Source organism: Aliidiomarina sanyensis, from assembly GCF_003987175.1.
GTDB lineage: Bacteria > Pseudomonadota > Gammaproteobacteria > Enterobacterales > Alteromonadaceae > Aliidiomarina > Aliidiomarina sanyensis.
Genome location: NZ_PIPM01000004.1, coordinates 73,565 through 95,254, shown reverse-complemented (window position 1 = coordinate 95,254; position 21,690 = coordinate 73,565). Strand labels below are relative to the sequence as shown.

The 21,690-nt window shown below is 52.1% G+C and carries 19 protein-coding genes; 13 read left to right on the top strand and 6 right to left on the bottom strand.

What is annotated here, in order from left to right; genetic code table 11:
* The first annotated feature begins 6 nt into the window (after positions 1-6).
* Complete coding sequence (gene recD / locus CWE11_RS05680; RefSeq protein WP_198675603.1) at positions 7-1,977, top strand: exodeoxyribonuclease V subunit alpha; 1,971 nt, start codon at positions 7-9, stop codon at positions 1,975-1,977.
* A gap of 52 nt (positions 1,978-2,029) precedes the next feature.
* Here the strand turns inward: recD and CWE11_RS05675 are convergent, their stop codons facing one another.
* On the bottom strand, positions 2,030-2,506 hold the full coding sequence (locus CWE11_RS05675; RefSeq protein WP_126776639.1) for a peroxiredoxin: 477 nt from the start codon (positions 2,504-2,506) through the stop codon (positions 2,030-2,032).
* Positions 2,507-2,666: 160 nt separating this feature from the next.
* Between CWE11_RS05675 and CWE11_RS05670 the strand changes: the two genes are divergently transcribed.
* Positions 2,667-3,623, top strand: coding sequence for an ATP-grasp domain-containing protein (locus CWE11_RS05670; RefSeq protein WP_126776638.1), 957 nt, complete (start codon positions 2,667-2,669; stop codon positions 3,621-3,623).
* A gap of 12 nt (positions 3,624-3,635) precedes the next feature.
* Here CWE11_RS05670 and CWE11_RS05665 read toward each other — a convergent pair whose 3' ends face one another.
* The gene (locus tag CWE11_RS05665) at positions 3,636-4,541 is read right to left on the bottom strand and encodes an ABC transporter substrate-binding protein (RefSeq protein WP_126776637.1); all 906 of its coding nucleotides are present in this window, start codon (positions 4,539-4,541) and stop codon (positions 3,636-3,638) included.
* Positions 4,542-4,734: 193 nt separating this feature from the next.
* Here CWE11_RS05665 and CWE11_RS05660 point away from each other — a divergent pair, with 193 nt between their 5' ends.
* Positions 4,735-5,283 (top strand): PH domain-containing protein, encoded by a 549-nt coding sequence (locus CWE11_RS05660; RefSeq protein WP_126776636.1) that lies wholly within the window; start codon positions 4,735-4,737, stop codon positions 5,281-5,283.
* On the top strand, positions 5,280-6,737 hold the full coding sequence (locus CWE11_RS05655) for a PH domain-containing protein (protein WP_126776635.1): 1,458 nt from the start codon (positions 5,280-5,282) through the stop codon (positions 6,735-6,737). The genes CWE11_RS05660 and CWE11_RS05655 overlap by 4 nt, the downstream gene beginning before the upstream one ends.
* Before the next feature lie 3 nt (positions 6,738-6,740).
* On the opposite strand, the gene CWE11_RS05650 is transcribed toward CWE11_RS05655, so the two are convergent.
* On the bottom strand, positions 6,741-7,484 hold the full coding sequence (locus CWE11_RS05650; protein WP_126776634.1) for a ferredoxin--NADP reductase: 744 nt from the start codon (positions 7,482-7,484) through the stop codon (positions 6,741-6,743).
* Between the two features lie 135 nt (positions 7,485-7,619).
* Here CWE11_RS05650 and CWE11_RS05645 point away from each other — a divergent pair, with 135 nt between their 5' ends.
* On the top strand, positions 7,620-8,561 hold the full coding sequence (locus CWE11_RS05645) for an alpha/beta fold hydrolase (protein WP_126776633.1): 942 nt from the start codon (positions 7,620-7,622) through the stop codon (positions 8,559-8,561).
* Positions 8,562-8,595: 34 nt separating this feature from the next.
* Here the strand turns inward: CWE11_RS05645 and CWE11_RS05640 are convergent, their stop codons facing one another.
* Together CWE11_RS05640 and CWE11_RS05635 are read right to left on the bottom strand one after the other, a co-directional pair.
* A complete protein-coding gene (locus CWE11_RS05640) occupies positions 8,596-10,557 on the bottom strand; it encodes a M48 family metallopeptidase (RefSeq protein ID WP_126776632.1) in 1,962 nt (653 codons plus the stop codon).
* A gap of 15 nt (positions 10,558-10,572) precedes the next feature.
* Positions 10,573-11,163, bottom strand: a complete 591-nt coding sequence (locus tag CWE11_RS05635) for a LemA family protein (RefSeq protein ID WP_126776631.1) — start codon at positions 11,161-11,163, stop codon at positions 10,573-10,575.
* Positions 11,164-11,384: 221 nt separating this feature from the next.
* Between CWE11_RS05635 and gmk the strand changes: the two genes are divergently transcribed.
* From gmk to CWE11_RS05615, 4 genes are all read left to right on the top strand, one after another.
* Positions 11,385-12,014: a guanylate kinase gene (gene gmk, locus CWE11_RS05630; RefSeq protein WP_126776630.1), complete on the top strand. Its 630-nt coding sequence runs from the start codon at positions 11,385-11,387 to the stop codon at positions 12,012-12,014.
* 104 nt (positions 12,015-12,118) lie between these two features.
* Complete coding sequence (gene rpoZ, locus CWE11_RS05625; RefSeq protein WP_126776629.1) at positions 12,119-12,400, top strand: DNA-directed RNA polymerase subunit omega; 282 nt, start codon at positions 12,119-12,121, stop codon at positions 12,398-12,400.
* Between the two features lie 183 nt (positions 12,401-12,583).
* Positions 12,584-14,698, top strand: a complete 2,115-nt coding sequence (gene spoT / locus CWE11_RS05620; protein ID WP_126776628.1) for a bifunctional GTP diphosphokinase/guanosine-3',5'-bis pyrophosphate 3'-pyrophosphohydrolase — start codon at positions 12,584-12,586, stop codon at positions 14,696-14,698.
* Positions 14,699-14,702: 4 nt separating this feature from the next.
* The gene (locus tag CWE11_RS05615; RefSeq protein WP_126776627.1) at positions 14,703-15,095 is read left to right on the top strand and encodes a RidA family protein; all 393 of its coding nucleotides are present in this window, start codon (positions 14,703-14,705) and stop codon (positions 15,093-15,095) included.
* A 23-nt stretch (positions 15,096-15,118) separates the two neighbouring features.
* Here the strand turns inward: CWE11_RS05615 and CWE11_RS05610 are convergent, their stop codons facing one another.
* The gene (locus CWE11_RS05610) at positions 15,119-16,477 is read right to left on the bottom strand and encodes a Na+/H+ antiporter NhaC family protein (RefSeq protein WP_126776626.1); all 1,359 of its coding nucleotides are present in this window, start codon (positions 16,475-16,477) and stop codon (positions 15,119-15,121) included.
* A 158-nt stretch (positions 16,478-16,635) separates the two neighbouring features.
* Between CWE11_RS05610 and CWE11_RS05605 the strand changes: the two genes are divergently transcribed.
* The 4 genes from CWE11_RS05605 to CWE11_RS05590 all read left to right on the top strand — a co-directional run bounded on the left by CWE11_RS05605 (position 16,636) and on the right by CWE11_RS05590 (position 21,690).
* The gene (locus CWE11_RS05605; RefSeq protein WP_126776625.1) at positions 16,636-18,165 is read left to right on the top strand and encodes a carbon-nitrogen hydrolase family protein; all 1,530 of its coding nucleotides are present in this window, start codon (positions 16,636-16,638) and stop codon (positions 18,163-18,165) included.
* A gap of 12 nt (positions 18,166-18,177) precedes the next feature.
* Positions 18,178-20,256: an ATP-dependent DNA helicase RecG gene (gene recG, locus CWE11_RS05600; RefSeq protein ID WP_126776624.1), complete on the top strand. Its 2,079-nt coding sequence runs from the start codon at positions 18,178-18,180 to the stop codon at positions 20,254-20,256.
* 85 nt (positions 20,257-20,341) lie between these two features.
* Positions 20,342-21,094, top strand: coding sequence for a bifunctional demethylmenaquinone methyltransferase/2-methoxy-6-polyprenyl-1,4-benzoquinol methylase UbiE (gene ubiE, locus CWE11_RS05595; protein WP_126776623.1), 753 nt, complete (start codon positions 20,342-20,344; stop codon positions 21,092-21,094).
* Entirely contained in the window at positions 21,094-21,690 is a 597-nt protein-coding gene (locus CWE11_RS05590) for a ubiquinone biosynthesis accessory factor UbiJ (protein ID WP_126776622.1), read from the top strand. The genes ubiE and CWE11_RS05590 overlap by 1 nt, the downstream gene beginning before the upstream one ends.

Below are 21,690 nucleotides of genomic sequence, written 5' to 3'. Positions count from 1 at the left end.
TTTACTGTGAAATCAACCCCACAGCATGTCGCATCAGGTGATGAGATTTCCCTTCGAGGGCTGCTTCAAGCGATGGTCGACACGCGGCTCATCCGCGCCATTGATGCCGAACTTCCTGCGTTACTGCATCGCATGGCGCCGGAAACTCGTTCCGAAGTCTGGTTGTTATGTGCCTTGGTGAGTTTTCAGTACGGACGGGGACATACCTGTATTCCGTGGGAAACCTTTTGCAAACATGCGGATCAACTTTTGGGCATAGATGAGGGAGCGCTTGCTCGTTTGAGTGAACGGCAGCAAAAGGCGTGGCGCACACACCTCAGAGCGTTGCAAGAAATGTCATCTGCTGCACTGCTCGAGAGCCCGTGGATTGCTGCGTCCGCAGGGGAGCAGGGCGTGGTTCAGGAGGCTCCATTAACGTGGAGTCAGGGGCGTTTTTACCTCACTCGTTTGTTTTTGGCAGAGCGGCAGGTACGTGCGGCGGTCACCGCGCGTCTGCAACCCTTAGCGTTTGATTCTGATGTTTTGCAAGCAGCGATTGCTGAGGTATTCGAACCAGACCAAGTGCGTGTCCAAGGTGTAATCCATTGGCAAAGCCTAGCCTGTGCGTTGGCTGCGCAACGACCCTTCACGATTATTACCGGTGGTCCGGGTACCGGAAAGACGACAACCGTCGTTCGGTTGCTCGCCGTACTCCAGCGGGTCCGTGCGGGCCAGGCTCGAATTCAACTTGCTGCGCCCACTGGAAAAGCAGCAGCCCGTCTCACGGAATCCATCCGCGACAAAATTCAAGAGTTACCGGACGGGCTGGGTCATGGAATTCCCGCCGAGGTTGTGACCTTGCACAAGTTGCTTGGAGCTCGGCCACACCGGCGCGCATTCTTGCACAACAGGCACAATCCTTTGCAGGTTGATGTGGTTGTTGTGGATGAAGCGTCCATGATTGATGTGGAAATGATGGCTTCCCTGATGGATGCGCTGCCGCCGCAGGCACAAGTGATTCTGCTCGGCGATAAAGATCAATTGGCATCGGTGGAGGCTGGATCGGTGCTTGGGGATTTCTGTGCGGGGGCCGAACGAGGGGGGTACCGTAAAGAAACACTGGACCTTCTTTTGCCCTATACCACTGGAGATTTGAACGCATTTGCCGGGGCAGGTTCGGACTATAATCAGGCCACCGTCATGCTGCGCGAGAGTCATCGCTTTGGTGCCGATTCCGGTATCGGTCAGCTCGCCGGTGCAATCAATCGGGGCGAGTCGGTTCAATCTGATTTTTTTGAGCGCTTCGCGGACATCCAGTGGTTCGAGGGCACTGAGGCCTTGGATGCTCTCAGGAAGCTCTGCGTCACGGGTTATGCATCCTACCTCAAGACGATGCAGACAGGCCCAATAGCGCAAGGAGCGAGTGACTCTGCGGATACCGAGAATACGGTGCAGCGCCAAGCTGATATCTGGGCCAAACAGGTCCTTCGCGCCCATCGAGATTTTCAGGTGCTGGTTGCTTTGCGTACCGGTCCGTGGGGGATTTCAGGACTTAATGAGACCATTGCCGACTGGCTGAACCGCGCGGGCTTGATTGCGCAGACCCATGGTTGGTATGTCGGTCGACCCGTTATCGTACAGCGCAACAATTATGCGCTAAAACTCATGAATGGGGATATCGGGCTCACGGTTCGTGATCCTATCTCCGGGAGTTTGCGCGTTGTATTTGAGCAGCCGGATGGCCAAATTAAATGGGTGTTGCCAAGTAGGCTTGCGGATGTTGAAACGGTCTATGCCCTGACGGTGCATAAGTCACAAGGCTCGGAATTCACGCATACCGTACTGGTGTTGCCCGATGCAATGAATCCTGTGCTCACACGCGAGCTAGTATACACCGGTATTACACGCGCCAGTCATCAGTTCACATTGGTGACGCCTGAAGCCCGTATCTTGGCACAAGCAATCCAAACGCGGGTCATTCGCAGCAGTGGCCTATAAAAATGGGGCGCTCGATAGGCGCCCCATCTCAACGGGTTGGTTCAGAATCGATTCAGAGATTCTTTAATACGTGGTCCGCTGAACTCACGTCAAAGCTCTTTGGGTCTTCTACAAATAGCTTCGCAATCACGCCATCTTTGATGATCATGGCAAAGCGCTGAGCACGCACGCCACCGAAATTTCCGGTGTCCATCGTGAGGCCAACGGAACTCAGCCAGCTTGCATCACCATCCGACAGCATTTTCACTTTGTCACCTACTTTCTGGTCTTTTGCCCAGCTCGCCATCGTGAACGCGTCATTTGTTGCGAGGCAGTAGATACCATCCACACCTTTTGCTGCAAGCGCATCAGCCTGACGAACGTAACCGGGAAGATGCTGTTCAGAGCACGTCGGCGTAAAAGCACCGGGGACGGCAAAGAGAACGTGAGTCCCCTTCGCGAAAAGCTCTGCTGGATTGTGCTGATCCAAGCCAACTTGTCCACGAGAGGTTAACGTGCCGGGTGGAACTGCGCTATTTTCAGTAATCATAATTCCTTCCTAGTTCATCAGAAATGGATTGAGTGACTCTCTCTTACGTGAGAGTTAGTCACTTTCGATCTGTCTTACATCTTATTTGAATAAAGCATTGTTTGAGAATCGGTTAAAATCAATCAAGTTTATAGATATTTTCCATTCAAGAGAGGTATTCATGCGGCCAATTTACGTGCTCCACGAAAATGAAGAGTGGCTTGTGCCCCTGCGTGCCGAGTTTGCAGCGCGTGGGGTTGAATTCAATGAATGGTTTCTGGATACCGGCACCATTAGCCTTGATAAAACGCCGGAAGACGCGGTGTATTACAACCGCATGAGCGCGAGCTCCCACACGCGAGGCCATCGGTTTGCACCGGAGCTCACGCGCATGGCATTGACTTGGTTGGAGCAGCACGGACGCACCGTCGTCAATGGCACACCCGCACTGTACTTGGAAGTCTGCAAAGTTTCCCAATATGCAGCCTTACAAAAAGCAGGGCTTGATGTCCCCAGCACCCGCGCTGTTGTCGGGCGCCATGAACTCGTTCCTGCGGCACAAGCATTTGGTGTGTGGCCGCTGATACTGAAACCGAACCGGGGCGGGAAAGGCTTAGGTGTCATGCGGTTCAACACCCTTGATGAACTCCGTTTGTTTGTTGATTCAGCGCAGTATGAAGAGCCTCTTGATGGCTTATGGCTCTTGCAAGCGTATATTCAACCGAAAGCACCGCACATCACACGCTGTGAATTTGTTGGTCGGCGCTTTGTCTACGCCGTTGATGTGAATACCGAGCAGGGCTTTGAACTCTGCCCTGCCGATGTATGCGCCGTGGGGGATGCTTTTTGCCCGACGACAGAAGCTCCGACGCCTGCGCCTTCGAAGTTCACCATTACTCAGCGGTTCGATGGTCATCCGCTGATCGAGAAGCTCGAAACCTTCCTGCATCACGCGCAGGTCGATGTAGCTGGGATTGAGGTGATCGAAGCTGCAGATGGACGTCTGTATGTGTATGACGTGAATACCAATACCAATTACAACCAAGGTGCAGAACGGGTCGCCGGGGTTAAAAAAACGGGAATGGGTGCGCTCGCTGACTATCTTATTGCGCTGGCGGACACTCGGTCCGCTAGCTGAGGGTTTGCATTTCTATTCGTTCCAGACGCGGTCCCTCAAAAGCTCGCGGTAGGGTGTCGATTCGGGTTTATGGCGAAACCACTGATCGAGGACCTGTAGGAACTGCGCATTTTCTCGCACACGGGGCATGACGTTGTTGATTTGTTCAATGATGGCGTGCCCCCACGCATTGTCGGTACATCCGATGGCGCCGAGTATGTGTGCTCCCGCCGTCTCCTCAATTTCAATAAACTCCAATGTGTTTCCACTTACTTGACGATCAAACTCAGCCAGAATTTGGTAATCAATGGTGTAGTCAATTCGACCGGCTTTAATCATTGCTAAAATGGCCAAGGTCGCGTTTTCTCCGGTGTGGACCACACGATAGCTATCATCTGGTGAGACTTCCTCGAGGATGGGTTGCAGGTCGCCATACACTCGACCGGCCGGATAGCCAAAACGAAGATCAGATTCACGCAGAAATTGACGTAGGGGGAGTGGTTCACCATAGGTTTCACGAATTCGACGAGCATGCACTGCGGTCGTGATAATCCCGTGGGGATAATAAAAATGAGTCGGCTTTGAATACGCGACACCACGAACCGCTTCGGGCCGATATATCATGCAGGGAAAGCATTGATTTTCATTGCGATCGAACTGTTGGCGAATCCGTGTTTGCGGCAGTATGTAGCGGGTACTCTGAACGTCTGGTAACGCCTCTTTAACGGCCTCCATGAGGACATCGCAAATACCTTGGCCTTGCAAGGGGCCTGAGACCACATGAAATGGAGGTGCGGTATTGACGACCCAATGAATTCTATCTGCTGTTGCATTGGCATTGGGGTTGCCTGAGATATCTGTGGATGCATAGGTTGCGCTTGTCGCAACCCAAGTCAAGGGAAGGCAGAGGGCACTTATCCACATTGTCCAGCGTTTCATAGGAACCTCCTTGCGATGCGTCTCCTCTTCATTCTATGCAGGGGAGCCAGACGAGCTGTACCTGACCGATAACGAACGTCCGAAGGCCTATATTCCCGCCTTCACGTTCTTTAACTATTGAAGAAAAACTTCTCAGCGTCCAGCGCCCTTGGTACATTTAAGTGTAAGTAAACATTTCGCTGTGCGAGGGATCATGCAAGAACCGAATTGGCAGGCGGTGTCGCCCAAATACACCCATCTACTCCGTATCGATAAAACACTTTTTGTCCTCATGCTCGTGATCCCACTCACAGTGGCCGTCGTGTTTGTTGAGCGGATTCCCCTGTGGGTTGGATATATCGGCTGGGGGAGCTTACTGTTGATTTGGCTTGGAATGGTCTTTCTGTGGGCTCCACGTCGATATCGCGTGACTGCGTATGCGGTGCTCCCTGAGGAGGTGCATTTTCGGGTTGGTGCTTTGTGGCTTCGCCACACAGCTGTGACCCATAATCGAATTCAGCATCTTGAAATCGAGCAAAGCCCATTTGAACGTCTTTTAGGTCTCTCTCGACTGATCATTTTCACCGCAGGTGGCAGCGGGGCGGATCTGATTTTGCCGGGGCTTCCCGTAGACCGTGCGACGTCGCTTCGTGATGACTTATTAAAAATCATTCGGGAGGAGCCGCAACTTGATGAACCGATTACCGTTGCGGGGAAAACGGAATCTGCAGAATCTCAGCGCGATACAGGAACGTCGCTATGAGTGGACGTTTAACCTGGGAGCGCCTGCCACTGCTCGCCTTGATTTTCTTCTTTTTTAGCAGCGTGCGCTTAGCCGGAAAACATCTGTATCAGGCAGTTCCCGTACTTGCCGGGTTATTTATCGCGGTGGACCGCGTGCGTGATTTCATTCCCCATATTCTGGTCGGCTTTCTCGTTTTATTATTGATCACGACCGTGCTGCGTTATCGGCGCTTTTTCTTCGTGACGGAGGAGGGGCGCATTCGGGTCCGCCAAGGGGTCTTTCGAAAAGTTGAACTCAATCTTGATTATGATCGAATTCAGCAAGCGGATGTGGAGCAACCTGCTTATTTCCGTCCGTTTGGTCTCGCAGTACTCAAGTTACAAAGTGCCGGAAGCAAAGCGCAAGAAGTCGAAGTGGCTGGGATTCGGAGTGCGCGGGCCCAGCAAGTCCAACGGGACATTCTTGCTGAGCAGCAAGCTGCTGCCACGGCGCACGTTGATGTGGAGCGATCCGCCGACACTGCGTTGAGCTCAGTCACTCCTGAACAAGCAGATTTTGGATTCACGTTGAGAAATGCCGAAGTGTTGCGGATTGGATTAATGCAAAACGTGTTTGTGGTTGTGGGTGTGCTTGCCACCCTGCTTTTCTCAAACCCTTATGTTGGCCAGCGTGTCCGTGATCGGATTGAAACCGTCTTCGAGCAGTTTCCGAGTACGGCAGAAGCCGTGCTAGTGGTTGGCAGCGTGACACTGTTTGCATTGGTCATTTTTGTACTTGGCACGGTGTTGTTTTATTTCAACCAGTACTATGGCTATCGCTTGGTACGGCAGGGCGACCGCGTGCGCTACCAAGCTGGATTTACCTCCACATTATCGCGCAGTTTTCGGGTGCAGAAGTTACAGCAGGTGGATATTCGGCAGTCTTGGATGGGGCGTTTGCTGCAACGGTTTCAAATTCGAATTTCACAAGCTGGCGGCCATGCCCAGAAGCAAGATGGGAAATTCACCATTCCCTGCGCTCACCAAGCGTTGCTTGAAGACATTCGGTCGGATTTACGACTGACATCACCTCAATGGCAATCGGTCCATTGGAGCTATTTTCCGCAGCATGTGGCCCTTTTAACCTTGGTCGCTGGGTTATTCTTTGGGGTTTGGGTGGCCCTCGGGGTATTTGTTTTTTTGCTGGTTGTGCGTTTGCGGTGGTGGCGACGTTTCGCTTATCACTTTGACGGGCTGTGGCTGGCGCTCCGCCATGGATTTATCGGGCAACGCGAAATGTGGATGCCGGCGGCAAAAATGCAGGCGGTGACCCGAACGCAAGGCCCCCTGCAGCGTGTGCTCGGCGTCGCCAATCTGCACATAAGTAGTGCCGCGGGGGTATTGCATATTGCCTCCGTTCCCTTGGAGGAAGCCAAAGCACTGCAGGCGCAATTGCTGGACGTTACCCGCTCCGATTACCGGCGCTGGATGTAATCGTTATTTCCAGTACTGCTCTACGGTAACATTTCCAGGGCGGCGACGAAGGTTGATTTCAAGGCCTTTGGCGGACAGCTCGGCTTTTGCATCGGTGATCATTTGCGGGTTACCACACAACATGATTTGTGCGTCGGTATCTAAGGTGCCTCCAGTGGCTCGCTCAAGCTCTCCACTGCGAATCAGGGCAGGAATTCGCGCTTGTAGGGCACCAACGACCGGTTCCCGGGTAACCACGGGTTGGTAAGTGAAGCGGTTTGGGTACCGGTCTTGCCACTGGTGGATTAGTTCTGGATAGATAAGGTCTGCCTGGCTTCGAACCCCATGGATAAGGTAAATGTTTTGGTAACGTTCCCAGGGCTCCTCGGTGCCTAACATGGAGAAGTACGGGCCAATTCCAGTCCCCGTGCCGATCAACCACAAGCTTCTTCCATCGGGAATCTCGCTTAAAATGAAGAAGCCGCTCGGAGGCTGACTAACCTCTACGGTGTCGCCGGGTTTGAGTTGATCTAAACGGGGCGATAACTCGCCTTCGGGGACCGTGGTTACCATGAAATCGAGAATCTCTGTGCCGGGCGAATTCACCAAAGAATAGGCCCGTTGGATACGCTTCTCTGGTCCTGGGAGTCCTAAACGAACAAACTGTCCCGCAGTGAATTCAAAGGGCTCCGTTTTGACTCGTAAACTAAATAGCGAATCATGCCAACGTTTGTTTTCAACCACAGTGCCGGTAATCCAAGTGGCCATAGGTTCCTCATGCTTTATCTAAATCGAAAAGGGGTATGATGAAGACTTTTTTATCACACCACAACCAATTGGCTTGCACCCCACGTATGTTATTGCGACGATTCGAGAACAAGATGGATGGAGTGCTTGCTTGATATGCAATGGGTTACGCGGGTTTACGATCAAAAGACCACGGTTCAGCATGGTGAGATTCCGTGGATTCCTTATGTTATTGAGACAAAAGCAGGGTTCAAGCTGAGAGGACTCCGGACGCAATCCCACGCAGGTTCAAGTCGCCCCGTGCTCCACTTCATCCATGGTAATTCCTACTCAGGATTGACCTACTTACCGCTCCTGATGGCACTTCACCCCCATGCGGATCTGGTCCTGCACGATGCACAAGGTCATGGTGATAGTGATCATGGTGGTCCATTTATTGGCTGGAACAATTCAGCGTTGATCGTTCGAGAAGCTTGGTATCACCTGCGTGCGCACTATCCAGGACAGCAGCCCGTGGGCGTTGGCCATAGTTTTGGGGGCGTGCTCACGTCTTTGGCAGCATCTCAAGATCCTCAGCTGTTTGATCGGTTACTGTTACTTGATCCGATCGTCTTCTCACCTCGGATGATTCAAGTACTGTCGCCGCTTCGCTGGTTTGGCGTGTATAAACTCAACCCGATCGCCCGTAAGGCGCGCCGACGTCGGATGGAATGGCCATCACTCGCCGCCGTGATTGAGTCTTTGCAGGGGCGGGGAATGTTTCGCGGATGGACTGATGCTGCACTTCTCGCTTATGCGGAGCACGCAACTGAACCCATGCGCGGTGGTGGACGTCGTTTAAAGTGTGCTCCCGAGCGTGAGGCGGAGATCTTCTCGTCCTATGCCGAAGGGCTGTGGCCGGCATTACAAACCCTCGAGACACCGACTCAAGTTTGGGTGGGTGAACACACCTATCCCTTTGTGCACACCTCGATGAATTATTGGCAGCGCAATCCAGCAGTTCGGGGAGTGGCAGTGGTTCCCGGCGGTCATTGCTTTATGCAGGAGCATCCAGTGATGACGGCGGAGCAGTTGATCCAAGAGATCGGGGCGCCATAAGCACCCCGACATTCTCTGTTGATGCGTCAAACCTTTAACCGGTTGCGTTTAGACTGGTGTCAGGAATCGGTTCGCCAATGCACGCGGAAAGTGCGGTAAGTAGCTTTTGTTCGATGATGGTGACTTCGCCATCGTATTCGGCGCAGAGAATCCATGCATTAACCAAGGTTTCTTTGTCCTTAGGGCCCCATTCATTCACGCGATCAAGCACGTCACCGAGGTCACCGAAGCTGAAGTGATCGCGCTCAAATGGCTTCAGATCGCGGCCGAAACATTTCGCTCCTGCATCAAACGCTGCGTAAAACGACGATTTATCCCCTGGATGACCGTAGTGAGCAAGGACCGAAAGCGTATATTCTGCGTCGGTTTTAAAGCGCGTTTTGACCAGTGGGACCCGTTGATTGGGTTTAAATTCAGCATGCACGTAGCGCCGTACGATCTGTGTTAAGCACCAGTCATAGAGAGTCATTTGTTGGTCGACGGCAATGACCCGCTCAAGGGTTTTAAGTATCGCGAAGGCTTCTTTCTCTTCCAAGGTCTTCAACGCAGGGATAGAGAGCTCGACGAGCGGCAAACGTTGTTCAAGCGGGAGATCAACAACTCGCTGATAGTCGACTTCTGTCCGTTTCCGCAATTCCTCCCCGTGCGAGTTTTCGATGACGGCCAATTGTCGAACTTGCATATCGGGCACACTGGAAAGGGCAAGGGCAAAAATGATCGCTTCTGCGCCTGCTTGCTGGCGGGCTTCTTGCCGCAACTCGTCGCTTAAGGCGATCGCACTTTGTGTTCCCATGGTTGCGGCATCCGCTCCACCGGCAACACCGGTGCCAATTGCAGCACCGGACCCTAAGACGGCACCGGTGAGAACGGTTTGCATCAACTTGTCTTTGCGCGCTTGAGTCTGCTCTTTCTGTGACGCTTGGTTCGCACCGGGTTCTCGGGCAAGCTCTTCAGCAAGGGTTTGCCGAGGATTGGCACGAAAGACCCCATCCCACGATGGACGAACGCGTTTAATGCGCTTTTCAAGTGGAGGGTGGGTGGCGAAAACTGACATGAATTTGTTGACCGCCTGCCCGAAGAACAGGTGCGCTGCTTCATCAGCATTCTTGCTTTCCACTTTGCTGCCGGGACCTTTCTTTTGCAGCGCGCCAATTTGCTCAAGAGCTCCCCCAATGCCATCGGGATTCCGAGTAAATTGGACGGCAGAGGCATCTGCTAGATACTCGCGCTGTCGGCTCACCGCTGCTTTAATGAGGTTGCCGAAGAGGATACCAACCGAACCAATAATCAGGAGGCCGATGCCAAGTAGTGGCAGTGGATTTTTATCATTGCGTCGGCTGTACATCCCGGTGCGCATCAGCAAATAGCCAGCGTGGCTGATGAACAAAATGCCATTGAGAATGGCCATGATGCGGATGTTCATGCGCATATCACCATTCAGAATGTGCGCAATCTCATGGGCCACAACCCCTTGTAGTTGGTCGCGGGTGAGATTTTCGACACAGCCGCGGGTCACGCCGATCACCGCATCGCGCGGTGAGTAACCTGCAGCAAATGCATTGATCCCCGACTCGTTGCTGAGCATGTAAACGGGCGGAACGGGCATATTTGCCGCGATGGCCATTTCTTCCGTGACATTGAGAATCTTCCGCTCAACCGGATCCGTACTGTCGGGAGATAGTCTTCGCCCACCGAGTGCTTCGGCAACCACACGGCCGCCACCCCTCAACTGAGACCATTTGTAGAGTACCGCAAGACTGATCGCAGAGAGAGTCATCCCCATGACCGCAAGGATGATATCCCACTGAAGAATGAACTCAGATGGTTGTGTTGCGCCAACCGGCTGCTGGGTCGAGTGCACCCCGCCGGTAAATGCAGCGACCAAAAGCCCCGTCAGAATCAGCAAGCTGATCACGGCGAGGCCGAAGAGAATTACAAGCAGTCGTGTATTCCGTTTTGCAACTGCTTGATGTTCAAAAAAGTCCATCGATGCCATGCTGTACTTCGCGCCTTAAAATTTCACTTCAGGCGCTTTTTGGATCGCTTCCCGATCTTCGAATTGCAGCAGGGTTGCATCGGTCGGATGACCGAACATGCTGGCGAAGAAAACGGGCGGGAAGGATTGGCGATACGTGTTGTAGGCCATCACCGAATCATTGAACGACTGACGTGAGAACGCAACTCGGTTTTCGGTGCTGGTTAGCTCTTCGCTTAACTGCATCATGTTCTGGTTAGCTTTCAAATCAGGATAGGCTTCCATGACTACGTTTAAGCGCCCGAGTGCATTGGACAATGCACCTTCGGCGCCCGCTAATTGGCCCATCGCTTGCGCATCACCGGGCGCTGCAGAGGCATTCTTCAGGGCCGCCGCTGCTTGGTTTCGTGCCTCGACCACTGCTTCCAGTGTTTCACGCTCATGCTTGAGATAGGCTTTCGCGGTTTCCACTAAATTAGGAATCAAGTCATAACGCCGTTTCAGTTGCACATCAATTTGTGCAAATGCATTTTGATAGCGGTTTTTTAAAGCCACTAGTTGGTTGTAGACCCGCACGATATAGAAAACGAGCAGGACGAGAATGGCAATAATAATCCAAAGTTCCATGGTCTTTATCCTCGTAAGAATGGGATTTTGTCCCTGTTTTCAATGGCACTTTTATAGCACGGAAGTTCCCGAAAAGACATGTCATCTCGCATATTTAAACGATGTCCCAAACGAATAAAAACTGGCCCAGGGATCCCTCAAAGATTCAGGTTTTATTGGCGCATTTGGGGATTTTCGTGTACTTTAACGTGCAATCAAAATACACGGGTTCTTGGTTGCTTATGTCAAACGTCAGTGGAAACCTGTTCGTCATTGCCGCTCCGAGCGGTGCCGGAAAATCCAGTCTTATCAAAGCACTCTTAGACCGTCACGACGATGGCTCTATGGTGGTCTCAGTGAGCACCACGACCCGCAAGCCTCGTCCCGGAGAGGTGAATGGGGTGCACTATCATTTTGTCGATGAAGCAACCTTCCTGCAGCAAGTTGAAGAAGGAAACTTCTACGAGTGGGCAAAGGTGTTTGACCACTATTACGGCACCTCACGCACCGTGATCGAGAAGACCTTAGCGGACGGAATTGATGTCTTTTTAGACATTGATTGGCAAGGAACGCGCCAGGTAAAAGCAGCCTACCCGGGCGTCCACACCATTTTTATCTTGCCACCGTCGACTGAAGAATTAGAACGTCGGTTGCGGACGCGCGGGCAAGATTCAGATGAAGTGATTGCGAAGCGAATGGCTAAAGCACATCACGAGATGTCTCATTATGCGGAATTCAGCTATTTGATCGTGAATGAGGATTTTGAGGACTCAGTGGCCAACTTGGAGCATATCGTCATGTGTCAGCGGATGCGACGTTCGAAGCAGCAGATTCGTCATCGCGAGGTTTTAAAGGACCTCATTCAGGAATAGCGCTTGGCTTAAGTGGGCAGTTTACAGTACAATATTTGCCCTTTTGAGCGTTTTGGCTCGAATTTGAACGAATACGAAAGATTCTTTTTAAGGCGGAGTAAAAAATGGCACGGGTAACAGTTGAAGATGCAGTAGATCGTATTGGCAACCGGTTTGACTTAGTTCTGGTCGCTGCACGTCGGGCGCGTCAAATCGCCAGTCAGGGCAAAGAGCCATTAGTTGAAACGCAGAATGAAAAGCCCACCGTTATCGCATTGCGCGAGATCGAAGCCGGTTTAATCGATGCAGAACGCTTAGATCAGGATGATCAGGAAGAGAAGTTCGCACGAGACGAAGCGGACGTGGCGGCTATGACCGCGCTGAAAACCAGCGAAAACGAAGAATAGTACGAAGAAGCCCACGCCCCGTGGGCTTTTTTTTGCAAACCCCATCCATTCGCGTATGTCCGCGCGTTTCCCATCATCTCGATCTTGCACATCCAGTGGCCTTTAGGTCATCATGTCGGCAGAAGTAACGAATTTTAGGCATCTTCGATTGGGTTGCCACGCAAAAGAAGTGAGAGTGCTGTAGTGTATTTGTTTGAAGGGTTGCGCAAGTTAACCGAAGCCTATTTGCCGAAAGAACATGTGGACCGCCTCGAAGCGGCTTTTGAAGTGGCGTTCGATGCCCACAGCGAACAAAAGCGGCAAAGCGGTGAACCTTATATTACGCACCCTGTGGCCGTCGCATCCATGCTGGCTGAAATGCGCCTCGATCATGAAACCCTGATGGCAGCGCTACTCCACGATGTGATTGAAGATACCCCTGTGACCAAAGAAGACTTGGCTGAACAGTTTGGTCCGACAGTTGCTGAGTTGGTGGAAGGGGTCTCGAAACTCGATAAGCTCCAGTTCAACAGCAAAGAAGAAGCGCAGATAGAAAACTATCGCAAAATGATCATGGCGATGGTGCAAGATATTCGCGTTATTCTGATCAAGCTTGCAGACCGCACCCACAATATGCGGACCATAGGCCACTTGCGCCCCGACAAGCGTCGCCGGATTGCGCGCGAAACGCTTGAAATCTATGCACCCTTGGCTCATCGCTTGGGGATTCACAATGTAAAGAATGAGCTTGAAACCCTTGGGTTCTGGGCGATGCATCCGTGGCGTGCTCGCTTGTTGGAAAGCCAAGTGCGGAAAGCACGTGGTAATCGAAAAGCGCTGCTTGAACGCACACACAATGAGCTTGTTGCGCGCATTGAAGAACAGGGCATCCAAGCGCGGGTTTATGGCCGTGAAAAGCACTTGTACAGTATTTATAAAAAGATGCTGAACAAGGAGCTGAAGTTTGATCAGGTGATGGATATCTACGCGTTTCGTGTCGTAGTGGATAGTGTGGATACCTGTTATCGGGTGCTCGGTGCGGTCCACAACCTGTACAAGCCAATTGAAACGCGCTTTAAAGACTACATCGCGATTCCCAAGAGTAACGGTTATCAATCACTCCATACCTCATTGAAAGGACCCCATGGTATCCCCGTGGAGATCCAAATTCGCACCGAAGAAATGGACTTAATGGCGGACCGCGGGGTTGCTGCCCATTGGCTGTACAAAGACATTGAAGACAGCGGCACCACGGCGCAAGTGCGGGCTCAGAAATGGATGCAGAGCTTGATTGAGCTGCAGCAAAGTGCTGGTAATTCTTTTGAGTTTATTGAGAACGTTAAATCAGACTTATTCCCAGACGAGATTTACGTGTTCACGCCAGATGGCCGCATTATTGAACTGCCGCAAGGAGCCACGGCGGTTGATTTCGCATACGCGGTACACACCGACATTGGTAACACGTGTATTGGTGCGCGGGTGAACCATAAATCGCATTCGTTGAGCAAACCGCTAGAAACTGGCCAAACCGTCGAGATTCGCACGGCCCCAGGTTCGCGTCCGAATATTGCGTGGTTGAACTTTGTCGTGACGGCTAAAGCGCGTTTAAAGATCCGCCAGTACCTGAAGAACGCAGAAGCGGATGAAGCCTTACAACTTGGCGAACGTTTGTTGCGTGCAGCGCTTGGCTCACACAGCATGGACGATATTCCAGAAGAAGACTTTGTGCGCGTTGCCCAAGAGCTCAAACGGGAAGATAAAAAGACGCTGATTCGTGAGATTGGCTTAGGTAACTTAATGAGCTTAGCGGTCGCTCGGCGTTTATTGGGGGATGACAAGCGGGTCAAGGCGGCACTGGGTGATGATGAGAGTGGCCGGAGCCTAGCGATCAAGGGTGCAGATGGATTATTGCTCAGTTTTGCGAAGTGTTGCCGACCTATCCCAGGCGATGACATTATTGCGCACGTCAGCCCTGGCAAAGGTTTAGTCATTCACCGGCGTGAATGTAAAAACGTGCGAGGACATGAAGATGAGCCTGGTCGTTACTTCCCAGTGCAATGGGATAATAAACCAGATGCGATGTTTACCTCAGAGATTCGCGTTGAGATCGTAAATCAACAGGGTGCTCTGGCTCGCTTAACCTCGTCAATTGCGAAAACTGGATGTAATATTCAGGGGCTAAAAACAGAAGAAATTGACGCCACGATCTACTATATTGATGTTGCATTGACTATCAGCAATCGAAAACACCTTGCGGATGTGATGCGGCAGATTCGAAAAATGCCCAATGTTCAAAGGGTCTCTCGTTTAAGGAAATAACTTCATGTCAAAAGTGATTGTTGCCACGGATCAAGCACCCGCGGCAATCGGAACCTATTCGCAAGCGGTTAAAATTGGCACCACGGTTTATTTGTCTGGCCAAATTCCTCTTGTTCCTGAAACCATGGAAATGGTTTCCGAAGATTTTCGTGCGCAAGCAGTGCAAGTATTCAAGAATTTGAGTGCGGTCTGCGAAGCTGCCGGCGGTGAATTGCAAAACATGGTCAAGGTACAAATCTATCTGACGGACCTCAGCAATTTTGCGGTGGTCAACGAGGTGATGGCAGAGCATTTCACGACCCCGTATCCAGCTCGAGCAGCGATAGGCGTGCGCGCCTTACCCAAAAATGCGCAGATCGAAATCGATGGAATCATGGAGCTTCCTTCAACCAACTAGGAAGCCCCATTTGGTCCTTAATGTTACGGTTGGGCCGGTTCAGGTTCTTTGACCTGAATAGGTCCCACCGTGAGAATCGCAATGATTGCTACCACGGCTAAAATAAAGCAGTAGAACGTGTTCATACTGACCGCCAGCGGGGAGACCCCAAAGGTGGCGCCCATCAACAGTGCTTGCGCACCGTAAGGCAACACGCCTTGTACGACACAGGCGAAGATATCCAGATAGCTCGCACTTTGCCGCGGGGCAACGTTGCCCTCTTCAGCCAGCTTCTTACTGACCTCTCCTGAGAGCAAAATAGTCACGGTATTATTCGCAACCGCGAGGTTGGTCAACGCAGTAAGTCCCGCAATACCAAAGGCTGCTGAGCGGTCTTTCCGGCGGCTGATGTTCTGCGTTGCACGGACCACTGTTTGTGAGAGGAAGGCTAAGCCACCTTGCTGGCGAATCAGGGCCGAGAGCCCACCAATCAGCAGTGAGAGCAAGAAAATTTCTTGCATGCTTGTAAAGCCCTCGTAGATGTCTTGCGTGAACGAAACGACAGCGTAATCGACTGCGACGAAACCAAATAGGGCAGCCAGTATGATCCCAAGCGTGAGCACCACAAATACGTTTAGCCCGGTGACCGCTAAGGCAATAATGAAAAAGTAGGGGAGCGCCAACCAATAGTTCGCACTCGGGACATCAATCGGCGCGCTGCCGGTATCAAAAAAGGCGAGTGCAATCACCGTGAGCAACGCGGCGGGGAGCGCAATCCGCAGATTGGTGCGGAACTTGTCTTTCATTGCACAGCCTTGCGTACGGGTTGACGCGATGGTGGTATCAGAAATGAACGACAGGTTGTCGCCGAACATCGCCCCACTGACCAAGACCCCAGCCATTAATGCTGGATTGATTCCAGCCGCCTGAGAGAGGCCCAAGGCGACCGGCGCAAGCGCCGCAAGCGTACCCATGGAGGTTCCCATAGCGGTTGAGACCACGGCTGCTATCAGAAAAATACCAGGCAAAATGAACGAGGGGGGAATGATGGCTAAGCCGAGCGCGACCATCGCATCAACACCACCGGTCGCCGCGGCAACGGTCGAGAATGCACCGGCGAGCAGGTAGATCAAACACATGGTGATGATGTTGTTATGCCCCACCCCTTCGACGAAGGTTTGAATGCGACGATTGAGTTCCTGTTTACTGAGCAAGACCGCCAAAATAATGGCGGGCAAAATTGCCACTGGGCTCGCCAGTTGGTAAAAGGCCATCTCGACCCCTTGCAGGTGCAAAATAACACCCGTACCAAGAAACAGGGTGAGGAACAGCGCGAGCGGGAGCAGTGCAATGGCACTCGGCTTTACCGGCGCGGCCGTGCTAGATGAATAGTTTGCAGACATACCACTTCTCAGATTTATTTTAGACGTCCAGAAGCATAAACATCTTGATGGCGATGTGCAACCGTTTCGTGGCGATTACGGGGAATTGCCTCCGACCCTCCCGTATCCCTTTGAAAGCGTGTACACTAAATTCACTAACATCATGATGAGGTATCCGGATGAGCCCAGAAGATCTGCACTTGCAATTACGTAACTTACGTCACGATGATTACCCCCAGTTAAAAGCACTGATGGACCGAGTTTACGATGACATTGGTGGAGCGTGGGAAGAGCACACGATTCGCAAATTGGTGCGCGAGTTTCCGGAAGGACAAATCTGTCTTGAAGATAACGGGACCATTGTTGGCGTTGCCTTAACTGTGCAGGTGACCTACGACAAGTTTTCCAACCCCCACCAATATGATGACTTGTTGGGTAAACGAGATACCATTCTCAATGAAGAAGATGGTGATGCCCTGTATGGCCTCGACGTCTTGATTCACCCAGATTATCGTGGCTACCGACTTGGCCGGCGTCTTTACGATGCTCGCAAGGAGTTGTGTATTCAGGAAAATCTTAAAGCGATTCTTGCCGGAGGGCGGATCGTCAATTACCACAAATATGCGGATGATATGACCGCGAGCCAGTACCTTGAGAAGGTCCGCCGCCGCGAAATTTATGATCCGATCTTAAGCTTCCAGCTAGCCAATGATTTTGTGGTTAAGCGTCTGCTCTATAAATATCTGCCCGAAGACCTCAAATCCAAAGGCTATGCAACGCTACTTGAGTGGAGCAACTTCTTGTACGAACCTGCAGAGACCGTCATCTCTGCACGCTCGCGCAATGTGCGGGTGGGTGCGGTGCAGTGGCAAATGCGTGCTGTCGATTCCGTAGAAGAACTCCTGCAGCAGGTCGAGTATTTTGTCGATGCAATGGCGAGCTACAAAAGCGACTTCGCATTGTTCCCTGAGTTTTTCAATGCACCGTTGATGGGTTTATCAGACAAGAGTCAGCAGATGTCGGCAATTCGCTTTTTGGCCGGCTTTACCGAGCGTTTCAAAAAAGAAATGTCACAAATGGCGGTGAGCTATAACGTCAACATCATTACCGGCTCGATGCCCTTACAAGAGGGTGATTCGCTCTATAACGTGACTTACTTGTGTCGCCGCGATGGTTCAGTGGAAGAGCAAAAGAAAATCCATATCACACCTCATGAAAAGCGAGACTGGGTCATTGAAGGGGGCGATAAAGTTCAAGTGTTTCAAACCGATGCGGGCCGCGTTGGTATTCTGATTTGCTACGATGTGGAGTTTCCAGAATTAGGTCGGCTCATGGCCGATGAAGGCCTGGAGATTTTGTTTGTTCCCTTCTGGACCGACACGCGCAATGCATACTTGCGCGTGCGTCACTGTGCGCAAGCGCGCGCCGTCGAGAACGAATGCTATGTGGTGATTTGTGGCAGTGTTGGAAACTTGCCAGAAGTTGAAAGCCTCGATGTGCAGTACGCACAATCGTCGGTATTCTCCCCTTCAGACTTTGCCTTCCCCCATGATGCAGTCATGTCAGAAACGACACCGAACACAGAGATGCTGATGTTCTCTGATTTGAATTTGGATGAATTGCGGTATTTGCACCATGAGGGTTCCGTGACGAATTTGAAAGATCGCCGCACCGACCTCTATGATGTTGTGCGTAAGTGGCGGACCTAAGGCCAACCGCCCGTGAGTAGTCCGCTCGCAGCGATTGGGCTGACGACCCTCAAAGGGGTCGGCCCTAAAATGGCAGAACGGCTCCAACGTCTTGGACTGCACTCGGTTCAAGACGCGCTGTTTCATTTACCCACTCGCTATCAAGATCGCACGCGGGTCACCCCGATTGCAGCCTTGCGCGTGGGTGACCATGCGACTGTCGTGGCCGATGTGATCGATGCGCGCGTTCATTTTGGACGGCGCCGGGCGCTTCTTGTTCGTTTGACGGATCGTTCTGGAACGGTGACTCTGCGATTTTTTCAATTCAGCGCAGCTCAGCAAAAACAGTTTGCGCCCCATCAGAAAATTCATTTATATGGTGAAGTGCGTCCGGGCCCTACGGGTCCTGAATTTGTTCACCCCGAATACAAATTAATTGAACCCGATGGACCGGTTCACGTGGAAGAAACGCTCACGCCAATCTACCCGACTACCGATGGCGTGCATCAATTAACCTTGCGTAATGTTGTAAAGCAAGCGCTTACTTACCTAAATGACCGGAGCTTGCCAGAATTATTGCCCGCTGATCTGCAAGTAGGGCTGCCGCAACTTGCCCAAGCCATTCGGGTTCTACATCATCCGCCAACGGATGCGGATCAAGCACAATTGCTGGCGGGCACGCACCCGGCTCAGCGCCGATTAGCGCTTGAAGAGTTGCTCGCGCACCAATTAAGTATGTTGTATGCGCGTCAGCAACAACAAGCCGTTTCGGCTCCCGCTATTCCTGCATCACAGCGACTTAAGTCTGCATTACTGGCATCGTTGCCATTTCAGCCCACCGGTGCGCAAACACGAGTCGTGCGAGAAATTGAACAGGACCTTGCCAGTTCGCTCCCTATGCTGCGTCTGGTCCAAGGTGATGTTGGTTCGGGCAAAACGCTGGTGGCAGCAATGGCGGCGATGTCAGTAATTGAAGCAGGTCATCAAGTGGCGCTGATGGCACCAACCGAATTGCTGGCCGAACAGCATGCACGAAGCTTTGCTATGTGGCTTGAACCCTTGGGGGTTCGGGTTGGCTGGCTTGCAGGTAAGCTCAAGGGAAAAGCACGAGAAGCCACCCTTGCTGATCTTGCAGCCGGGGAAATCCGCTTTGTGGTAGGGACTCATGCATTGTTTCAAGATGCAGTCCGTTTTCACGGGTTGGCATTGGTGATAATCGATGAGCAGCATCGCTTTGGTGTGCATCAACGGCTTGCGCTTCGCGCGAAGGGTGAGCAGCAAGGGTTACACCCACATCAGCTTGTGATGACCGCTACGCCAATCCCACGAACTCTTGCCATGACTGCCTATGCAGATCTCGCAACGTCCATCATTGATGAGCTTCCTCCGGGGCGCACACCGGTGGTCACGGTTGCGATTCCTGACACCCGGCGTGATGAGGTGATTGCTCGCTTGCGCGATGCGGTGACGGGTGAACAGCGTCAAGTCTACTGGGTCTGCACGCTGATTGAAGAATCTGAATCGCTGCAATGCCAAGCGGCTGAAGATACTGCCGCGTATTTAAAAGAAGTCTTGCCGGAGCTTCGCGTCGGTTTAGTCCATGGCCGGCTCAAAAGTGCCGAAAAAGAAGCGATTATGCAGGCATTTAAAGCCCATGAGTTGGATTTGTTGGTCGCGACCACCGTGATTGAGGTGGGAGTGGACGTGCCAAATGCGAGCCTGATGGTCATTGAAAACCCTGAGCGACTCGGTTTAGCGCAGCTCCATCAGCTTCGGGGACGGGTTGGACGTGGTGCAGTCGCAAGCTCGTGTGTATTACTCTACAAGACACCGCTCTCAAAGCAGGCCACGGAGCGACTCGCGGTGCTACGAGAGAGTAATGACGGCTTCGTGATTGCTGAGAAGGATCTCGAGTTGCGCGGTCCGGGGGAGCTACTCGGCGCACGGCAGACCGGCTTAGTCCAAATGAAAGTGGCGGATCTCACACGTGATGGTGATCTGATTCCACAAATTCAAACCATTGCGCACGCACTGTTTCGGGATTACCCAGCCCAAAGTGAAGCAATCATGCAACGTTGGCTGCCAGATAAAGAACGATACGCGGCAGTTTAAATCCGTGAGATTGTCCTTCGGATATTGGGCATTCTGCCGCTATCGTATACACTAGGCGGGAATTTTACGAGGCAGGCAGTATTTCATGAAAAAGCACGATGACAGCACGCACTTTGGCTTTAAAACCGTCGCAAAAGATGAAAAAGCGAACATGGTCGCCGGAGTTTTCCATTCCGTAGCTGGCAAGTACGACTTGATGAACGACGTGATGTCGTTTGGTATTCATCGCTTGTGGAAACGGTTTACCATTGATTGCAGTGGCGTTCGTCGTGGACAAAAGGTGCTCGATCTCGCAGGTGGAACCGGTGACCTTGCGGCTAAATTCTCTCGAATGGTTGGCCCTACCGGTGAAGTTGTGCTGGCAGATATCAACGACTCGATGCTTAAAGTGGGCCGCGACAAGTTGCGCGACATGGGCATTGTCGGGAACGTAAAGTACGTCCAAGCAGACGCTGAAAAACTGCCTTTCCCAGATGACACCTTCGACTGCATCACGATTGCTTTTGGCTTGCGTAACGTGACCGACAAAGATGCCGCGCTGCGTTCTATGCTCCGAGTCCTGAAGCCTGGGGGGCGGTTATTGGTGCTTGAGTTTTCCAAGCCAGTCCTTGAGCCGCTCTCGAAAGCCTATGACATGTATTCGTTCCATATCATGCCACGCATGGGTGAGTGGATCGCGAACGACAAAGACTCCTATCAGTATTTGGCAGAGTCTATTCGGATGCATCCGGATCAAGACACCCTGAAGGATATGATGGAAGAAGCAGGCTTTGGCTCGGTGGAATACCACAATCTGACCGGTGGCATTGTTGCACTGCATCGGGGTTACAAGTTCTAATGCCGATGATGATGGTAGTCCGGGCCAGTTTAGAACGCGCACTCAATCTCGCGCTTTCTCATGATCCCCGTGCCCGTCAACGGCTGCAGAGTGTTCGCGAAAAGTGCTTTCGGTTGAGCGTTCCAGAGCTCCCCGAACCCATCACGGTGTTCTTTCAGGAAACTAGCGTTCAGTTACTTGGTCCTGAGTATGAATCCGTGGACGGCTCGGTTACCGTTGCGCTCCATGATCTTGCGGAGCTGCAAGATGCCAGTGCGGTCACGCGTATGATTCAACAGGGTCGGATTTCAATTGCGGGCGATCCAGTCTTCGCACAGCAGGCCGCGCAGGTCTTTTTGCAAATTAATGTGGATTGGGAAGAGGCATTTGCCGATGCCTTCGGTGATGTGCCGGGGTATTGGCTGGCGCAAGGCATTGACCGTCTGAAAGGAGCCATGCCGAAAGCGGAGCAGATGCAAAAGCGTGTGAGTGAATTCCTTACTCAAGAATCGACGTTGGCTGCGAGTCCGGTGTTTTTTGCGCTATTAGAAGATGATGTGAAGGCCCTTGAGCGTCGGTTATCTGCGCTCGAAAAACGAATCAAGGATATGGAGTAA